The 17,898-nt window shown below is 54.6% G+C and carries 16 protein-coding genes; 3 read left to right on the top strand and 13 right to left on the bottom strand.

Translation table 11 applies throughout. The features are described from left to right. Nucleotides 1–89 precede the first annotated feature (89 nt). Complete coding sequence (locus tag GUC22_RS12215; protein WP_024358057.1) at nt 90–560, top strand: helix-turn-helix domain-containing protein; 471 nt, start codon at nt 90–92, stop codon at nt 558–560. Nucleotides 561–675: 115 nt separating this feature from the next. Here GUC22_RS12215 and urtE read toward each other — a convergent pair whose 3' ends face one another. The 7 genes from urtE to GUC22_RS12180 form a co-directional block, all read right to left on the bottom strand. After that, nucleotides 676–1,374 carry an urea ABC transporter ATP-binding subunit UrtE gene (gene urtE, locus GUC22_RS12210; RefSeq protein WP_014229495.1) on the bottom strand — a complete coding sequence of 233 codons (699 nt, stop codon included), beginning with the start codon at nt 1,372–1,374 and terminating at the stop codon, nt 676–678. Between the two features lie 9 nt (nt 1,375–1,383). Then, entirely contained in the window at nt 1,384–2,181 is a 798-nt protein-coding gene (gene urtD, locus GUC22_RS12205; RefSeq protein ID WP_024358056.1) for an urea ABC transporter ATP-binding protein UrtD, read from the bottom strand. Beyond that, the gene (gene urtC / locus GUC22_RS12200; protein ID WP_024358055.1) at nt 2,181–3,254 is read right to left on the bottom strand and encodes an urea ABC transporter permease subunit UrtC; all 1,074 of its coding nucleotides are present in this window, start codon (nt 3,252–3,254) and stop codon (nt 2,181–2,183) included. The genes urtD and urtC overlap by 1 nt, the downstream gene beginning before the upstream one ends. Then, nucleotides 3,254–4,828, bottom strand: a complete 1,575-nt coding sequence (urtB, locus tag GUC22_RS12195; protein ID WP_004136307.1) for an urea ABC transporter permease subunit UrtB — start codon at nt 4,826–4,828, stop codon at nt 3,254–3,256. Before urtB ends, urtC begins: the two co-directional genes overlap by 1 nt. An 84-nt stretch (nt 4,829–4,912) precedes the next feature. Continuing rightward, nucleotides 4,913–6,184 (bottom strand): urea ABC transporter substrate-binding protein, encoded by a 1,272-nt coding sequence (gene urtA / locus GUC22_RS12190; RefSeq protein ID WP_004136305.1) that lies wholly within the window; start codon nt 6,182–6,184, stop codon nt 4,913–4,915. A gap of 176 nt (nt 6,185–6,360) precedes the next feature. Next, complete coding sequence (locus GUC22_RS12185; RefSeq protein WP_004136304.1) at nt 6,361–7,464, bottom strand: cobalamin-independent methionine synthase II family protein; 1,104 nt, start codon at nt 7,462–7,464, stop codon at nt 6,361–6,363. A 149-nt stretch (nt 7,465–7,613) separates the two neighbouring features. Further along, complete coding sequence (locus tag GUC22_RS12180) at nt 7,614–8,006, bottom strand: rhodanese-like domain-containing protein (protein ID WP_004136302.1); 393 nt, start codon at nt 8,004–8,006, stop codon at nt 7,614–7,616. Between the two features lie 67 nt (nt 8,007–8,073). Between GUC22_RS12180 and ftrA the strand changes: the two genes are divergently transcribed. Beyond that, on the top strand, nt 8,074–9,081 hold the full coding sequence (gene ftrA, locus GUC22_RS12175) for a transcriptional regulator FtrA (protein WP_064342744.1): 1,008 nt from the start codon (nt 8,074–8,076) through the stop codon (nt 9,079–9,081). 196 nt (nt 9,082–9,277) lie between these two features. Here ftrA and GUC22_RS27515 read toward each other — a convergent pair whose 3' ends face one another. Further along, a complete protein-coding gene (locus GUC22_RS27515; RefSeq protein ID WP_098065871.1) occupies nt 9,278–9,403 on the bottom strand; it encodes a hypothetical protein in 126 nt (41 codons plus the stop codon). Between the two features lie 556 nt (nt 9,404–9,959). Here GUC22_RS27515 and mgtS point away from each other — a divergent pair. Next, nucleotides 9,960–10,055 (top strand): protein MgtS, encoded by a 96-nt coding sequence (gene mgtS, locus GUC22_RS12170; protein WP_049089018.1) that lies wholly within the window; start codon nt 9,960–9,962, stop codon nt 10,053–10,055. 192 nt (nt 10,056–10,247) lie between these two features. Here mgtS and GUC22_RS12165 read toward each other — a convergent pair whose 3' ends face one another. The 5 genes from GUC22_RS12165 to GUC22_RS12145 all read right to left on the bottom strand — a co-directional run bounded on the left by GUC22_RS12165 (nt 10,248) and on the right by GUC22_RS12145 (nt 17,876). After that, a complete protein-coding gene (locus GUC22_RS12165; RefSeq protein ID WP_049089017.1) occupies nt 10,248–10,583 on the bottom strand; it encodes a hypothetical protein in 336 nt (111 codons plus the stop codon). Nucleotides 10,584–10,851: 268 nt separating this feature from the next. Then, a complete protein-coding gene (locus tag GUC22_RS12160) occupies nt 10,852–11,157 on the bottom strand; it encodes a DUF596 domain-containing protein (RefSeq protein ID WP_102649760.1) in 306 nt (101 codons plus the stop codon). A gap of 324 nt (nt 11,158–11,481) precedes the next feature. Further along, nucleotides 11,482–12,027 (bottom strand): hypothetical protein, encoded by a 546-nt coding sequence (locus GUC22_RS12155; RefSeq protein WP_224375422.1) that lies wholly within the window; start codon nt 12,025–12,027, stop codon nt 11,482–11,484. A gap of 288 nt (nt 12,028–12,315) precedes the next feature. After that, on the bottom strand, nt 12,316–12,597 hold the full coding sequence (locus GUC22_RS12150) for a hypothetical protein (RefSeq protein ID WP_064342747.1): 282 nt from the start codon (nt 12,595–12,597) through the stop codon (nt 12,316–12,318). Nucleotides 12,598–12,608: 11 nt separating this feature from the next. Next, the gene (locus tag GUC22_RS12145) at nt 12,609–17,876 is read right to left on the bottom strand and encodes a DUF637 domain-containing protein (RefSeq protein ID WP_224393339.1); all 5,268 of its coding nucleotides are present in this window, start codon (nt 17,874–17,876) and stop codon (nt 12,609–12,611) included. Between the last annotated feature and the right edge of the window lie 22 nt (nt 17,877–17,898).

The following is a 17,898-nucleotide window of genomic DNA, read 5'->3' as shown; positions in this document are numbered from 1 at the left end:
CTGTCGCGTCCCTGTCGGGTTCCGATCGTGGTGCCCGACAGCCCGCTCGATAATACTCCATCTCAGGTTTTCACCCGGAGATAGAAACAATGAACAACAGCAATCAGGTTAAACAATTACGTTTGCAGCGCGCCTGGTCACAGGAGCAGCTTGCCGAACTGGCCGGCCTGAGCGTGCGCACCATTCAGCGCATCGAGAACGGCGACCGTCCCGGCCTTGAGACGCTCAGCGCGCTTGCGGCGGTGTTTGAAGTCAACGTCGCCGAGATTAGCGGCGAGTCGCCGGAGGGTCATGAGGAGTCGCTGGATTTGCGCATTGAGGAAGCTAAAGCCCGCGTCGAACGCGAGAGCCGTTTTTTTCGTTCTCTGACGGTAGCCGTGGTCGTGTGCGTTCTGCTGGCGCTGCTGAACTGGCTGACTGGCGCAGACAGCTACTGGTCCGCATGGGTGGCCATCATCTGGGGGACGCTGCTGGCGGTTAAAGGGTTGCGCCTGTTTGTTTTTGGCGAATGGATCAACAGCTGGCGTCAGGCGCGTCTGCAGCGGCTGCTGCGCAAATAGCCCTCTGAGCGTTTTTCCCGGGGGCGGCGCTTAACGCGCCTTGCCCGGGCTACAGGACTGCAGACTGATGGGGACCCGTAGCCCGGATAAGGCGCCAGCCGCCATCCGGGAAGGGTTAAATGGTGACCATCCCGCGGACCCCTTCGGCTTCCATATCGCCGCCGTTGCCCTGTTGAATAATCGCGCCGCGCGACATCACCAGATAGCGATCCGCTAAACCAGCGGCGAAATCATAGAACTGCTCCACCAGCAGAATCGCCATATCCCCGCGGTTCGCCAGCTGGCGAATAACCTCGCCAATCTCCTTAATCACCGACGGCTGAATACCCTCCGTCGGTTCATCAAGAATCAACAGCTGCGGACGGCTGGCCAGCGCCCGGCCAATCGCCAGCTGCTGCTGTTGGCCGCCGGAGAGGTCGCCCCCGCGCCGCTGCTTCATGGTTTTGAGCACCGGAAACAGCTGATAAATCTCTTCCGGCACCGCGCGCGCGTCGCGGGCGGGAAAGCGGGACAGCCCCATCAGCAGATTCTCCTCGACCGTCAGGCGTGGAAAAATCTCCCGCCCCTGGGGCACGTAGGCGATTCCTGACTGTACCCGCTGGTGCGGTTTACGGTGGGTGATATTCTTCTCCTGCCACAGCACCTCCCCGCTGCGCGCCGGGATCAGCCCCATCAGACACTTCAGCAAAGTGGTTTTCCCCACCCCGTTGCGCCCGAGCAGACAGGTGATCTCGCCCTGGCGGGCGGCAAAATCCACTCCGCGCAGAATGTGGCTGCCGCCATAGTATTGGTGTAGTTGATTAACCTGTAGCATCCGCGCTCCTTAGCGTCCGAGATAAACTTCAATCACCTGTTCGTTGGCCTGCACTTCCCGCAGCGATCCTTCCGCCAGCACCTGCCCCTGATGCAGCACCGTCACCCGGTCGGCGATAGTCTCGACAAAGCCCATATCATGCTCAACCACCATCAGCGAATGCTGCCCGGCCAGGGTGCGGAACAGCTCGGCGGTATATTCTGTCTCCGCATCGGTCATCCCGGCGGCGGGTTCGTCCAGCAGCAGCAGATGCGGCTCCTGCACCAGCAGCATGCCGATTTCAAGGAACTGCTTTTGCCCGTGCGACAACAATCCCGCCGGTCGATAGCGTTCGCCCTCCAGCCGCAGCAGGCGCAGGGTTTCGCTGATTCGGTCAGCCTGCTCGCTGTTCAGACGCGCCCGCAGGCTGGCCCACACCGACTTATCGCCTTTCATTGCCAGTTCGAGATTCTCTGCCACCGTCAGCGCCTCAAAAACCGTCGGTTTCTGAAACTTGCGCCCGATGCCCTGGCGAGCGATCGCGATGGGATCGAGGGTCGTTAAGTCCACCGACTGATCGTAAAGCGCCCTGCCGCTCTGCGGCCGGGTTTTACCGGTGATTACGTCCATCAGAGTAGTTTTCCCGGCGCCGTTCGGCCCGATCACGCAGCGTAGCTCGCCGACGCCAATCTGCAGCGACAGGTTGGTCAGCGCCTGAAAACCGTCAAAGTTGACGTTAATCTCTTCCAGCTGCAGCACCGGATCGGTCTGCTCGCGAAAACGGTCCGTCGGAAGCTGGCGGGTGAAGAGCTCCTCATCCGGTTGCATCAGCGATCTCCTCTACGCAGCAGGCCAATGACCCCACGCGGTAAAAATAGCGTCACGATAATAAAAATCAGCCCGAGAAAGAGCTGCCAGTACTCCGGCATCGCCACGGTAAAGTAGCTTTTCGCGCCGTTGACCAGACCTGCGCCGAGCACCGGACCGATTAAGGTTCCGCGCCCGCCGAGCGCCACCCAGATCGCCGCTTCAATAGAGTTAGTTGGCGACATTTCGCTGGGGTTGATGATCCCGACCTGCGGCACGTACAGCGCCCCCGCCAGGCCGCACAGTACGGCTGAAAGCGTCCATACCAGCAGCTTAAAGCCGCGCGGATCGTAACCGCAGAACATCAGGCGGTTTTCCGCATCCCGCACCGCCGTCAGCACGCGGCCAAATTTACTCTGCGCCAGCAGATAGCCAATCCACAGGGTGAGCAGCAGCAGCAACACCGTCGCCATAAACAGCGTCGCCCGGGTGCTGATGGCGGTGACGGAGAAACCGAGCAGCGTGGTAAAGCCGGTAAAACCGTTGTTCCCGCCAAAGCCGGTTTCGTTACGGAAAAACAGCAGCATCCCGGCGTAGGTCAGCGCCTGGGTCATGATCGAAAAATAGACGCCTTTGATTTTTGAGCGAAAGGCAAACCAGCCGAACACCAGGGCCAGCAGACCGGGCACCAGCACCACCAGCAGCATGGCCCAGGCGAAATGCTGGGTGCCCCACCAGAACCACGGCAGTTCGCTCCACGATAAAAACGACATAAAGGCCGGTAATCCGTCGCCCGCCGCCTGGCGCATCAGGTACATGCCCATGGCGTAGCCGCCGAGGGCAAAAAAGATCCCGTGGCCGAGCGAGAGCATCCCGGCATAGCCCCAGACCAAATCCAGCGCCACGGCGACAATGGCGTAGCAGAGGATCTTGCCGGTCAGCGTCAGCAGCCAGGTGGAGACCGCCAGCGGATGCGTGGCCGGCAGCAGCGCCAGAAACGGCATACTCAACAGCCCCAGCAGCAGCACGACGCCGAGCCAGCGTAGCGGGCGCGGCGCTTTACGCGCCAGCGTTAAGGTAATAGGTTGGCTCATCAGTCAATAACCCTCCCTTTGAGGGCGAACAGTCCCTGGGGACGTTTCTGGATAAACAGGATAATCAAGACCAGGATCAGGATTTTGCCCAGCACGGCCCCCATCTGCGGTTCAAGGATTTTGTTAAAGATGCCAAGACCGAATGCCGCTGCCACGCTGCCGGCCAGCTGCCCAACGCCGCCGAGCACCACCACGAGGAAGGAGTCGATAATATAGCCCTGGCCCAGCTCCGGCCCGACGTTGCCGAGCTGCGACAGCGCGACGCCGCCCAGCCCGGCAATCCCCGAGCCGAGGCCAAACGCCAGCATATCGACGCGCCCGGTCGGCACGCCGCAGCAGGCCGCCATCGCGCGGTTTTGCGTCACCGCCCGCACGTTCATCCCCAGCCGGGTCTTGTTCAGCGTCAGCCAGGTGAAGAGCAGCACCAGTAGCACAAAGGCCAGCACCGCCAGACGGTTCCACGGCAGGATGAGATTCGGCAGAACCTGCACGCCGCCGGAGAGCCACGCCGGATTGGCGACTTCAACGTTCTGCGCGCCGAACAGCATTCGCACCAGTTGGATGAGCATCAGGCTGATGCCCCACGTGGCGAGTAGCGTCTCCAGCGGGCGCCCGTAGAGATGGCGGATCACGGTGCGTTCCAGCGCCATACCAATACCGCCGGTGATCAGGAATGCCACCGGCAGCGCAATCAGCGGATAGAAGGCCAGCCACTGCGGAGCCAGCTGCGCCAGCGCCTGCTGCACCAGCCAGCAGCTGTAGGCGCCAATCATCAGCATCTCACCGTGGGCCATATTGATCACCCCCAGCAGACCGTAGGTGATGGCCAGGCCGAGCGCAGCGAGCAGCAGGACCGAGCCGAGGGACAGGCCCATAAAAGCCTGGCCGAGAAGATCGCCCAACAGCAGGCGATGCTGGATTTTGCTCAGGCTCTCCTGGGCCGCCGCGCGAATCGCCGGGTCTGGCTCATGTTGCGCATCGGTATACGGCGTCAACAGCGCCTGGGTTTCCGGGTCGCCGGAGTGGCCGAGCAGCGCGATGGCCGCCAGCCTCTGCGCGGGCTGCGGGCTGGCAAGCTGTAAACGGGCCAGCGCAATTTCCAGCTGCGATTTCACCGCGCCGTCGCTTTCCGCCGTCAGACGCTGCTGAAGAAGACCCGCCATCTCGGGCGTCGCTTCGCGCTGAAGGGTTTTCACCGCCGCCGCCCTTTCAGTGACGTTGTCACTTACCAGTAAATGCGTCGCCAGCGCGCCTGCCGCCAGGTTACGCAGGCGGTTGGTCAGGCGTACCGGTTTTGTCGCCCCCTCGGGCGCCGCAACCGCGCCCAGCGCCAGCAGCGTTTCCCCCTGCTTGCTGAACGCATGACCGCCGCTGTCCGATTGTAATGTTTCGCTCTTCAGCGCCCGCAGCAGCGGTAAACGCGAGGCTTCGGGCGCGGCGGCCCACCGTTCAAGCAGCTGAGCCTGCTGGCTGCGATTGGCCGCCACAAAATCGTCGGCGTCCGCTGCCTGCGCCCGCCACGGTAGCAATACCATGAGCAGCGCGAAGTAACACATGAGGCGCAATGCGTTCATGGTCGTTCTCCTTTTCGGGGAAATCCGGGCTTTGGGCCCGGAGGACTGAGTCAATCATCCCGGCGCAGCGCCGGGGTCTGGCGCTTAGTTGCTGGCGGTTTTCACCGGGTGATCCGGCTTTTTGTCATTACCGGCAATCCACGGGCTCCACGGCTGGGCGCGTACCGGTTCTTCGGTCTGCCAGACCACGTTAAACTGGCCGTTGCTTTCGATTTCGCCGATCATCACCGGTTTATGCAGATGGTGGTTGGTGGCATCCATGGTCAGGGTAAAGCCTGACGGCGCCTTAAAGGTTTGCCCGGCCATCGCTTCGCGCACTTTGTCCACATCGGTGGTGCCCGCTTTGGTCACCGCCTGCGCCCACATGTGCAGGCCAACCCACGTCGCTTCCATCGGATCATTGGTTACGACGGTATCGGCGTTCGGCAGCTTGTGGGCTTTGGCGTACGCGCGATAATCGGCGACAAACTGTTTGTTGGTTGGGTTATCAACGGATTCAAAGTAGTTCCACGCCGCGAGGTTGCCCACCAGCGGTTTGGTATCAATGCCGCGTAGCTCCTCCTCCCCCACGGAAAAAGCCACCACCGGCACGTCTGTCGCTTTCAGGCCCTGGTTGGCCAGCTCTTTATAGAACGGGACGTTGGAATCGCCGTTGATGGTAGAAACCACCGCCGTTTTGCCGCCGGCGGAAAATTTCTTGATGTTGGCGACGATAGTCTGATAGTCGCTGTAGCCGAACGGGGTATAGACTTCTTCGATATCTTTATCCTGAATCCCTTTGGCATGCAGGAAAGCGCGGAGAATTTTGTTGGTGGTGCGCGGATAGACGTAGTCGGTACCCAGCAGGAAGAAGCGTTTCGCCCCGCCGCCGTCTTCGCTCAGCAGGTATTCCACCGCCGGAATTGCCTGCTGGTTTGGCGCCGCGCCGGTGTAGAACACGTTCGGCGACATCTCTTCGCCTTCGTACTGTACCGGGTAGAAGAGCAGACCGTTCAGCTCTTCAAACACCGGCAGAACCGATTTACGCGATACGGAGGTCCAGCAGCCGAACACCGCCGCCACCTTATCCTGGGTCAGCAGCTGCCGTGCTTTTTCGGCGAACAGCGGCCAGTTTGACGCCGGGTCCACCACGACAGGTTCCAGTTTTTTACCCAGCACGCCGCCTTTGGCGTTGATGTCGTCGATAGCCATCAGGGCAACATCTTTCAGCGGGGTTTCAGAAATCGCCATCGTCCCGGAAAGCGAGTGCATAATGCCGACTTTAATGGTGTCGGCGGCATAAACCTGCAGGGAGAAGCCCATGCTGATAACAGAGGCGGAGAGAGCAAAAGCTTTTAATAATGTACGACGCTGCATGTGTGTCACTCCTGAATAGCGCAAAGACAAAAAATGAATTAACGACTAACCGGAAGTGATAAGGCAAAAACAATGCCAGGTTGCGAAATAGCCTGAAAGCGCGGCGGAATATGGGGGAAATAAAAGGGAGTGCGCCGCGTTGCCTTAAAATAGTGCAACGCTGCGCTATGAAGAGATTACCAGACCTGTGCGGCGATGCCGGTAACCAGGCGGACTTTGTCCCACTGCTGGGCTTCCGTCAGGGAATTCCCCTCTTCGGTGGAGGCAAAGCCGCACTGCGGGCTGAGGCAGATCTGCGCCAGCGGGACGTACTGCGCCGCTTCCCGCAGGCGAGCCTTCACGCCTTCCGGGTTTTCCAGCTCGCCGTTTTTAGTGGTGATCAGCCCCAGCACCACCTGCTGATGGCCGGGACGAATATAGCGCAGCGGCGCGAAGTCGCCGGAGCGGTCGTTATCATATTCGAGGAAAAACGCGTCGATGTTAACGCCGCCGAACAGCACTTCGGCTACCGGCTCGTAGCCGCCCTCGGAGATCCAGGTCGAGCGGAAGTTACCGCGACACACGTGCAGGCCAACGGTCAGATCCTCCGGCTTCCCTTCCAGTGCCTTATTCAGGACGCGGGCATAAATGCGCGCCAGTTCATCCGGATCTTCGCCGCGATCGCGAACCTGCTGACGCTGTTCATCAGAGCACAGGTAGGCCCAGACGGTGTCATCGAGCTGTAAATAGCGGCAGCCCGCATCGTAGAAGGCGCGAATGGCGTCGCGCCAGGTGGTCGCCAGGTCATCGAAATAGTCGGCGAGGTCCGGATATACCGTCGCGTCGATATCTTTGCGCCCGCCGCGGAAGTGAAGCACGCTCGGGCTGGGAATGGTCATTTTCGGCTGCGCGCTGCCGCTGACGCTCTTCAGATAGCGAAAATCTTCCAGCATCGGGTGATCGCCGAAGGCCAGTTTACCGGTGACGCGAACCCCGTGCGCTTTGGTCTGTACCCCGTTGAACTGGATACCTTTTTCTGAATCGTAGCGCTCAACGCCCTGTAAACCGTCAAAGAAATCAAAGTGCCACCACGCGCGGCGAAACTCACCGTCGGTCACCACGTGCAGCCCGCACTCGCACTGCTGCTGCACCAGATGGCGAATCGCCTCATTTTCTATCTGCCGCAGCTGCTGCGCGTCAATAGCGCCTGCGGCCAGCTGCTGGCGGGCCTGTTTGATGGCGTCCGGACGTAAAAAGCTGCCGACGATATCTGCGCGGAACGGGGCCTGATGACGTTGCATGGTGTCTCCTTAGCGGCGGGCAAGGTTAGTTGCCCACCGTGATAGTTCATTATTTGAATTTTTAGACTTCTGGATGGCTATATGTCCAGATACTGGCATGCTGAGGATTCATCGGCAAACGACAATATTTCATGGCACATGAAATAAATTCATTTTGCGAAGGGCAAGCCTTCATCTTCCCAGCCGGTCAGGCCACCGAGCATCATTTTGACCGGACGCCCCAGTAGCGCCAGCTTCATGGCGGCGACGTCCGCCCCGTTGCAGTGCGGCCCGGCGCAGTAGACCACAAACAGCGTCTCCTGAGGCCATTGCGCCATTCTGGCTTCATCAATCTGCCGGTGCGGTAAATGCAGAGCACCCGGGAGGTGGCGACGGGCAAAGGTTTCCTCACTGCCGACGACATGTAGCAGAACAAAATCCACATCTCCTTCGCGCATCGCGCTGTAGACATCGGCGCAGTCGGTCTCGAGGCTTAGCTTATGACGAAACCAGGCGGCAGCGTCGGTAGAACTGGCGGGGGCAATCGCGGTTACAACACTCATGGCATCTTCTCCTTGTCTGTGATACCACTACTTTAATTAACCGCCTGCGCGACATCTGCCGAGAACCATGACTGAAAACGCTGAAATCATGACAATTCCATCCGTGACGTTGTCACATCATCGGGTTGTTGCTCTGGCCTACGATGGCCTGTGTACCTTTGAATTTGGCGTCGCCGTCGAGATCTTTGGCCTGCCGCGCCCTGAGATGGGCGAGCGCTGGTATCGTTTTGCCGTGGCCGCCGTCGACGAAGGCGAGCTGCGGGCGACCGGCGGGATTCGGCTGATGACCGACGGCGGCATGGCGCTGTTAGGCGAAGCGGACACCATCGTGGTGCCGGGCTGGCGCGGTATCGACTCCCCCGTGCCGCCGCGGCTGTGCGAAGCGCTGGTCGCCGCCCATGCGCGAGGCTGCCGGATCATTTCTATCTGTTCCGGGGTTTTCGTTCTGGCCGCCGCCGGGTTGCTGAACGGCCGCCAGGCGACCACCCACTGGCGCTATACCGACCAGCTGCGGGCGCGGTTTCCGCAGATTGAAGTGGTCGATGACGTGCTGTACGTCGGCGCAGAAGGCGTAATGACCTCGGCAGGCAGCGCCGCGGGTATCGATTTATGTTTGCACCTGGTGCGCGAGGACTTTGGCCTCGACGCGGCGAATCTTGTCGCCCGACGCCTGGTGGTTTCCCCCCATCGCGACGGCGGGCAGGCGCAGCAGATTGTTCGCCCGGTGGCTAAAGCGCGGGAGAGTCTGCGGCTGGGGCAATTATTTGATTTTCTACATCAGAATCTCGCCGCTAGCCACACCGTGGCATCTCTGGCGGCAAGAGCCGGCATGGGCCCCAGGACGTTTTTGCGCCGTTTCGAAGACGCCACCGGCAAAACCCCTGCCCGCTGGCTGCTTGACGAGCGCCTGCAGCGCGCCACGCAGCATTTAACCCACAGCCGGCTGAGCGTTGAACAGATTGCCGAGCTTTGCGGTTTTTCTAACGCCAGCACCCTGCGCCACCACTTTCGCCAGCAGTTTGATCTTAGCCCGTTGCAGTATCGAAAAAGGGAGCAAACTGACCGGACAGACTAGTGCCAACGCGTTGATGTAGACCAAAAGCTTTAAACCGCTTATTAATTCCACCATTAGGCTGAATGTCGCCGCAGATGTGGTGTTCCTTTACAGCGCTTAAATTAGCCTACGGAAAGGGTCGTTGTAATAGAAATAAACCGCCCGGGTGAACTGACCCCATAATATTGGGCGGTTTTTATGAATAGCCAGATGGTAATTATTTAATCTCATCCGGGTCTTCAGGATCTACCGGATCGTTTACGTCCGGACTTTCAGGTAAATCTTCGTCAGGTAAAGGGTCTGTACCCGGGAGCGGTTCAGTAATATCAGGACGTTCTACCATAATGCCTCCTTAAACAACTTATGTAAGAATTATTTACTTTTGTTCGGTTTCTGGCTGCCTTTATCATCTTTAGGCATTTTTTGAGGCTGTTTAGGCTGATCTTTCTCTGAATTTACAGTTGAAGATTTCATGGGCAACTCCATTAGGATATGCAGCGTTGTGCTACTCGTTAACTATAGAGCATAATTATTTTTAATTGCGGCCTTACTCAATAAATCATTGTTCAACACCGTAATTTTTAATATCAGCATTGATATCGTTAAAGATTATTTATAAAGTATTTTTTTACCGCTTATGCTTGTTAATTATTAATTTACAGCTGTTCGGTGTGGTTTCGCCAACGCCACAACCTGCGCCAGCAGTATGCGCTTAGCCCATCGCAGTAGCTAAAAAGTGTGCAGCCTGACGGAAATTCGGCTTTTTCGCCTGTAAAATAGTCACTTCCGGCAATTTGTTAAGCATTTGTTTAGATTGCGCAGGTTAAGATATATTCAACAACCGTAAACCTGTTGAATGAGGACAACTTAGCGCATAGCAAAACTAATGGAGGTTAATCATGCTGGGAAATATGCATGTATTTATGGCGGTTCTGGGAACCATCGTGTTCTTTGGATTTCTTGCCGCGTATTTAAGCCACAAATGGGATGACTGATGAACGACGATAATCCTCACCCGTAAACGCCCCCTGCTGCCGATGCTCCAGGGGGCGTTCCTTTTTTGGCTAGCGTCGTTATTTCTCTACGAAACTCATATCCGTCGTTTTCCTGTAGACCCTGACTCAAGACGATCTTTCCATCAGCGCTGGGTACTAACTTAATTGTTATCATTACGGTATATATGAATCCTATTTTATTTCTGGCCCATCCCACTCAAGTTTATGCCGCATTTCTTCCGGAACAAGAGAGAAGAGCATTGAAAGTCGTTGCAACTGCTCGTTATAAAGTACGCTCTTTTTCACATCACACATTTCATAGTAGTTCTTCGCCCCCCAATTTAAAAAATCAATGTCCATATCATTAAAATACTCATTCTTAAGTAAAAAAGAAAACTTATGAATAAGCTGGGCCTCATAATATATTGATTTATCTAAACATTTTAATAACCCACTCTTGGTTGCAACACGATTTATTTGTTGTATAGAACTCTGGTAAATCTCAAGGTATACGTCTTTTTTTTCCATACTTCCTATGCCTTCATACTTGAATTACACGCTAATTGCTTCACCCCTGAGAGCCTAAACAATCTTTAGCATTAAACACTTAAAACGTCTAACAGCAAGGGCCATTCCATTCAAGCAACCCTTTCATTTCTTCGGGAACCATAGCAAATAACAAAGAAATCCTTTTCACCTGAGAAGGATAAAGAATACTCTTATTTTTGTCACAGTTTTCATAATACCATCTAGCCCGGGAATTTAAAAAACTTGGTAGTAGGTTAAAATATCTTTACTAAGTCCAATCCTGATAGCCGTTTTCATGAATCCAGAAAATTCCAGCCGGACAATTTTCACTTAAAAACCAAAACCCCTCAAATGCATCACAATTCATATCATCCTCAGTTTTAGGAAATGCCCTTTCAAAAACCTCGATCTGCTTGTCGATGCTTCCAGGGAGAAACTTCCCGTGGCGAGCAAGTTTGATCTCACCATCTTCCAATAAACGCCAAATGAACCAGATATAAAGCGATTTTTCTTCTTGATAGGTTAGCTTACAGGCGCCATCAACACTATCTGGGTCGATATTTTTCCATAACATAGTCGTAGAAGCCCCTCGCAGTAACTCTTTCCGATCCTGGTATTGTTCTTCGGTTAAATATGTCACTGTACCTCTCCCCTATCTAAATCCCACTTCAAATCTATTCAATGATGTCTTAGAGACAGATTTAATATCAGCATTCTCAATGATTTCAATTGTCCATCTTGCTCCAGTTATCTCTGAGGAAGTTGAAAAATTCCAGAATGTTGATTGTCTGATTATCGTTTATCTTTGCATACATCAGCCTCCCTTCAGAAAGAACGCTCTCTTTAAATGGTATTCCACCAGTTAAAGATGTAGCAAAACTAATAATTTCATCCTCAGTCAATTTTTCTGAAGCAAAAACTTTAGTCCTACCCCTTGTGTCACTCCCTCCGGGGCCAAAACTTGCTGTAAAGATTTCCCAAAAACATTTAATTCAGCGTTTGGGTTTTGTTTATTAAAAACACCTACTAATTTGGCGGTGTTATCTCTTTGCAGGCTTTTGACATAATCTGCCGTTTTCGTAGAAAGATTAGCCCCGGAGGCTGTTTCTCCTTTGATAAAGCTGGCAACAGGCTGGGTATTGAACCTTTTTGGTTGATTAAACTCATCGAAAACGTTCACCAGCTGTCGACCCAGCGTCTTCATGCTGTCTTCGGTTTTACCCAGAATAAATGTGCTGCCAGCCGTTATAGCGCCTGTACCAATGATGGCCTCTGGTGCCACAATGTCTGCCGCATAAATACCCGCCTGATTCAGACAAAGCGCGGGGTTGGTTTTACACCCGGCAATCGCCAGTCGTGCGACCAGAACCAATTCTGGCGCAGCTCCCACCAGAGTCACACCTCCCACAGCGAGTAACAGACCACCATCACCTATGGTTGCCACTATCGAGGCTGCTTCCCACCTGGCCTGAACACGCTTCGCCGCCGCCGTATCTCCTTTGCTTGCTGCCAGAATATCCCGCTGATTATCCAGGGCATACTGATCTTACCCACGTAATGTGGACACAGCCCTAAGCGAGATTCTGGTTTTCAAACTGTTCCGGGCTGAGACCGCCGCATCTCACGCGTTAGCTGCTTCTCCTCCTCCCCGTAAGGGAAAAACCTAGTTCTAATCAAAAAACATGGTCAGAAAAACTTTGAAATATTTCCTGTTCCCTGACCAGTTTTAAACTCACCTATTATTCAAGATGTTAATTAACTTTGCTATGGCATCGTGTTTTTCTTCATCTGGATCTAGCAACAAGTTAAAAACTTGGTCATCCAACTCCAAGTCATAGATATCCATCCCCACCCATCCCTGCGACCAAAAATCAATCGCTCCAACTTTATTTTTCCCTTTAAATTCAACACGTTCCAGTTTTCCAAAATCTCCTTCGGGGAAGGTAGAATATGTAAACTCATATCCTTCCAAATGTGGCTCTATATTTTCTTTAAAATATTCCACTCTCATCATAAAATGATTACCTATTTTTTGTCCAAAATCACAATATTCTTAACATCGGGTGACTGAGTGCCCCCTTGCTTGTTCAGCAATAATTGCTGTGAAGCATTTGCATCTGGCCCAATTAGTTTGAACCAACCATCTTTTCCACCTTTTAATAAGCTGCTCGTAGGAACGTCAAACTCAACATAAATCGATCCAGGAGATGCAGCCCCCTTATAATCTAAAACGCCATTGGTAGACACAAAAGTTTGCCCTCCCCCCCCTTGAACAACTTTTCCTGTAAGTTGCATTTTATTAAACTCAGCAGGCGACATCCATCTCCCCACACGAGAGAATGTTGCTTCTTTAACATTTTTTGTAGCATCATTTAATGAAGATATGGTTTTAGCCGATAAGCTAAAACCAGCAATTTCTTTATTAACAATTTCAGTAACAGGCTGAACATTGAATGCCATGTTTTTTATAGCATCCTCAGCTGTATTTGTAGCTTGTTGAGCTAGTTTTTTCGTACTGTCAATGGTTTTTCCCACAACCAGTGTGGTACCGGCGACGATTGGTCCTGTTCCTATTATTGCTTCGGGCGCGATAATGTCGACAGCATAGATACCCGCCTGATTTACGCATATTGCTGGGTTAGTTTTACATCCTGCAATAATCAGACGAGCGGCTAAAACTATTTCGGGCGCAGCCCCCAGGATTGTTAATCCTCCGGCGGTGACAGCCAAGCCACCGCCAGCAGTAACAGCAACCATAGTGGCAGCCTCCAGCCGGGCCTGAACACGCTTCACCGCCGCCGTATCTCCTTTACTGGCTGCCAGAATATCCCGCTGATTATCCAGGGCATACTGCTGCAACATATGTTCCGTCATGTTGTAGCGAAATACGTTCTGAGCACTATCCGCACCGCTGTATACACCTTCTGGTGTGTGCGTAATCAGCGCACCAGTCAACGCGCCAATCACGCGTGCCGTCTGCTCTTTTGCCTCGTTACCCTTTAAGGCTTCCTGCAACCGCAGTAACTGACGTTCCCGTTCATTCAGATTAGCCGGCTCAAACAAAGAACTTTGCATGATAACCCCGGCCAGCTCCGCCGCTAACGCCCCAGCCGCCGCTCCTTTCCCGTCACCACGACCAATTTCAGCGCTGATACCCGCGACCACCGCATGGCTCAGCGATTTACCCGGCACGCCCAGTATCTCGCCGTTATCGCCAATCAGCCCGGCCCCTTCGGCATTAATCTGGTTGCCAATATTCGCCAGCAGGGCATTAGTCAGGTTATCCTTAAAACTGCCGCCATTGATGGCTGTGTTCAGGCTTGAGCTGATAACCGACTGGCCGGCCACGCGCTGGACGATTTTTCCCCATCCCTCGTTTTTGACCAGCGCCGGTAACTGGGCCTTGTCGGGCGGAACATCAATATTCATGACCTTATCAAAGCCCGCCAGCGCGCCCCCGATAACCATAGAGGTGGCCAGCGATTTGACCGAACTGCTGCTTCCCAGCGCCGACAGCGTTTTTGACAGATTTCCCTGATTTTCCACCAGTGCCACGGCGGCCTGTGCAGCCAGCGAAGACATCCCGGCTGTAACCGCTCCGGTCGTTACTGCGCCACCACCCACGGTGGAAGTTACTGAAGATGCAACTGTCGCCGCCAGTGAACTGCCTGCGGTGGCCGCAGCTGCTGCGATAGCGATTACTGCCGCCACTGCCGGATTCAGGCTCTGACTTTTATAATTCCAGCTGTCGTAAGCATCTTTAACCGTATTCCACTGAACATCGCTGCGTGAATTCAGTCCCTTCAGCCACTCTGTACCGGGTAACGCCGCCAGAGCAGTAATCGCGCCCTGCAAAGCCTGACCATTTTTCGCTTTGATATCGGCACTGATGCCGCTGGCCGCGTTGACCGTCAATTTTCCGCCAGCATGAATAGACGGAAGCACCCATTTACCTTCGCTGTAGCCTTTATTTGCCTGTTTGATATAGAAGCCTTTCGAGGTGCTGACAGTCTGCTCGAAAGTGGTGTTTTTCACGGCCAGGAAATTAACTTTGCCGTTGGTACTGGTCAGCGTGGCGTTCTTTTTTGCCTCGATTTTACTGGCTTCATAGGTACTATCATCGCGACTCAGCAGGCTGAGATTGCCTCCCGCAATAAACTCCGTCACCCGGTTGGTGGTGGTATGTTTCGTTTGTTTGACAGTGGTTTTTTTACCCCACCACTTTCTCTTCGTAGTTTGACGTTCGTAATGACTGAACTCTTCCATCGCCTGGGCATAGAGCCAGCCACCTTTTGCTGCAACATCCATCGCCCCCTTTGCCAGTAAACGCGATGCCTGAAAAAGAATGCTGCCACCCGAGATAACCGTCAGTGCTCCACCTGAATTCAGCGTGACGCCTGTCTGGCTAACGCTTTCCGTCCAGCTGTTCCTGGACTCACGGTATACCGTCCCCCGGGCGGACTGAAACTGCATATTCCCGCCGGAGGTCAGCGTGATGTTACCGTCAGAGGTCAGCGTACTGCCGTCAGCCTGGATACCCCCGTTTGCCGCCAGAGTCAGGCTTTTCGCACCGTGCAGGCGGGTCAGTACGTTGAGTTCATCCCTGTTATTGTCATTACTACTGTCCGTTACGCCATATCCGTATGCGCCCAGCCAGAGAAGTTTCCCTGCCTGCAGCGTCGCAGTTTTCCCGGCGACAATATGAGCGCCCTGCACGCCGATATCTGCCGCTGAGCTGATGAGCAGATTACTTCCTGCTTTCAGGTTGCTGCGTAATTCAGGTATCCGGCTGTCCGGAAAAAACTCACTGTAGAGGTCACTCAGGCTCCGCATGTTCAGGTCAGTATTGGCAGCCGATGAGAGGCTGATATTCCCGCCGGCTTCGAGCCCTGCGCCATACAAAGACAGACGCCGGCCGCTCAGGGTGATATCACCCGAAGCACGCAGCGGCTCTCCGGGCAACATCCGGTTAAACAGTTCCTGCTTGCGGGCGTAGGTCAGGACTGTGCCAGGTCGCCCGTGCCACAGCATGGCGTCATTTTTATCAAACGTGATATCCCCGTTCGCAACCAGAGAAATATTCTGGCTCAGAACAGGAAAACGTGTGTTCCTGAGCAGAATATTGCCACCTGCGGTGAGTGATAAATCACGTGAAGCCTCCAGGCTTCCCAGCCAGCGTAGCCCGTCAGAATGGAAAAAGTTGGGCCACTCGCTGGTATGAGAGGTGACATCTCCGCCGCGACTGACCAGGGTAATGTTCTGTCCTTTGAGCTCACTCTGCCAGGATTCAACACTTACGCCCGCCAGAACCGAGATATCCTTTCCGGCCGTCATCAGCGCCAGCGCCATTTTTGTGCCACGGTCTGACTGTAAGGTAATATCCCCTGAGGCCTTCATCACATCGGTGGTAACAATGCTTCCGGCGCGCAGCAGGATATTTTTTGCCGTCATCGTGTCAGGCCGGGCTATCACTCCCGAATACTGAACGTTCGTGACGTAGGGCTCTTTACTCTCAATACGTTCAGAAAAATCAGCAACCAGATTTCCTCCGGCACTGATGCGTGAAACCAGCAACCGGCCTGGTATCCAGTCTGTTGTCTCTCCGGTATGGCGAAATTTAACAACTTCCTTGGTGTGAATTAAATCGCCGGGGAAAGTCCCGCCGCCCTGTGGCTCCGGGGACAGACTGCCAATATATGGATTATATACATAGGTCAGATACTTACCCAGCACACCTTCGAAACGACTTTCACTGACAAGACTGCGACCGGTAAGCACCGCATCCCGGCCTGCGGAGATGTCCCCCAGACGGTTAATGAGGTCGCCGGCATTGAGATAAAGATTATTTCCTGCACTGATAACCGGGCGGGCTCCTTCTGTCTGCGCCGTATAATGTTGTTTTTCAGTCTGGAGGACAGCCAGGTTTTTGAAATCGACACTACCAAACCACTTATCCGGCTCGCCAGCGTCCATATCTCCCACGACATGGGCTATACCCTGCCCTCTGCCGCTGTTGAAAGGATGCCAGCCCAGTCGGGAGTCTGAAACCTGTGCTGTCGTGGGTCGCTCGGTCCGGACGACGGTGTCAGCTTTACTTATCGTATTTTCCAGACGGTCAGTCCTGATAACCAGGTCACCCGTGTTCGTTTTTATCGTCGCCGACCGGTTCTCCACCAGACTGGCTTTATTACCCTGAGCATCCTTCTGTATCCACAGATTTTTATGGCTGTGTAATGACGCACCGTTTCCCGTGTTGCGCACCGTTGACGCAAATACCCGCATATCCCCGTGGGCTGTGGTGCTGCTGCGGTTATCCACTGTGGTCGCCGCCAGCGTCAGATCACGCTCTGCACGCACGCTGCTGCCGGCTAGCGTAACGATTTCCCGGCCGCTGATATTCAGGTCTGTCTGAGCTTTGACATTACTGAGGGTGATTTTTCCGGCCGTCGTCAGGGAAATGTCCCGCTGAGTGGATGTCACATTGCTCAGGTTGACGCCGACCCCGGCTTCAGTGGCGACCAGGCGGATTTTACCGGCATACATGCCGCCAAGCGCCTTTGTATCGACAGCAAGCTGAGGCTTTGCACCCTCACCAGCAATGGGTTTTACCGTGCCGTCCTTAAAGCTGACCCGGTTCGCTCCCTGAGTCAGGGTGAGGGTTTTCGCGTTAATTTTGCCGTTCAGTTCAGTGGCCCGGCTGATGACATCAACATATTCAGCACCGGCCCCATCCAGGCCGTTACCGCCGATAATCACCGCACCTTTTTTGACTTCAAGGGCATCGAGCGCCCCTTGTTTATCAAACTGCGGTTTGCCCGTCGTCAGAGTGACTGACGGGGTATTGATGAAACCACATCCGTCACAGGTGATGCCATTCGGGTTGGCAATCATCACGCCGGTTTTATTGCCGAAGACTTCCAGCCTGCCTTTCAGTTCAGAACGGTTGCCGCTGGTCACCTCGTTAATAATCAGTTCGGCCGGTTTACCTTTGAGTCTGGCATTGCCGTTGTCGATGGTGACGCCAAGCTGTGTTTTCCCGCCCTGCGTGGCGTTATTCAGCACCGCGCCCGGCGTTCCCACGTTAAAATCCTGGTAGGTGTTGTGCGATATACCGGCCGCGTTGGGCGTGGCGATATTCACCACCGGGACATTACCGGGTTTCATCGCGACCTGAGTGTTGCCATTCGCGGCAGTGATACCCGCGGCAATAGCGGGATGCAGAGGCTGAACGGCGGTGAGGTATATCAGCAGCCAGCTGGCCCCACGGGCCAGCGGATGTGCGAGTTTATCCATGTCAGAACATCCTGTATTAAGG

Source organism: Klebsiella sp. MPUS7, assembly GCF_009905335.1.
Taxonomy (GTDB): Bacteria; Pseudomonadota; Gammaproteobacteria; order Enterobacterales; family Enterobacteriaceae; genus Klebsiella; species Klebsiella grimontii.
The sequence above is the reverse complement of the archived record's forward strand: the minus strand, read 5'-3'. Positions and strand labels throughout refer to the sequence as shown.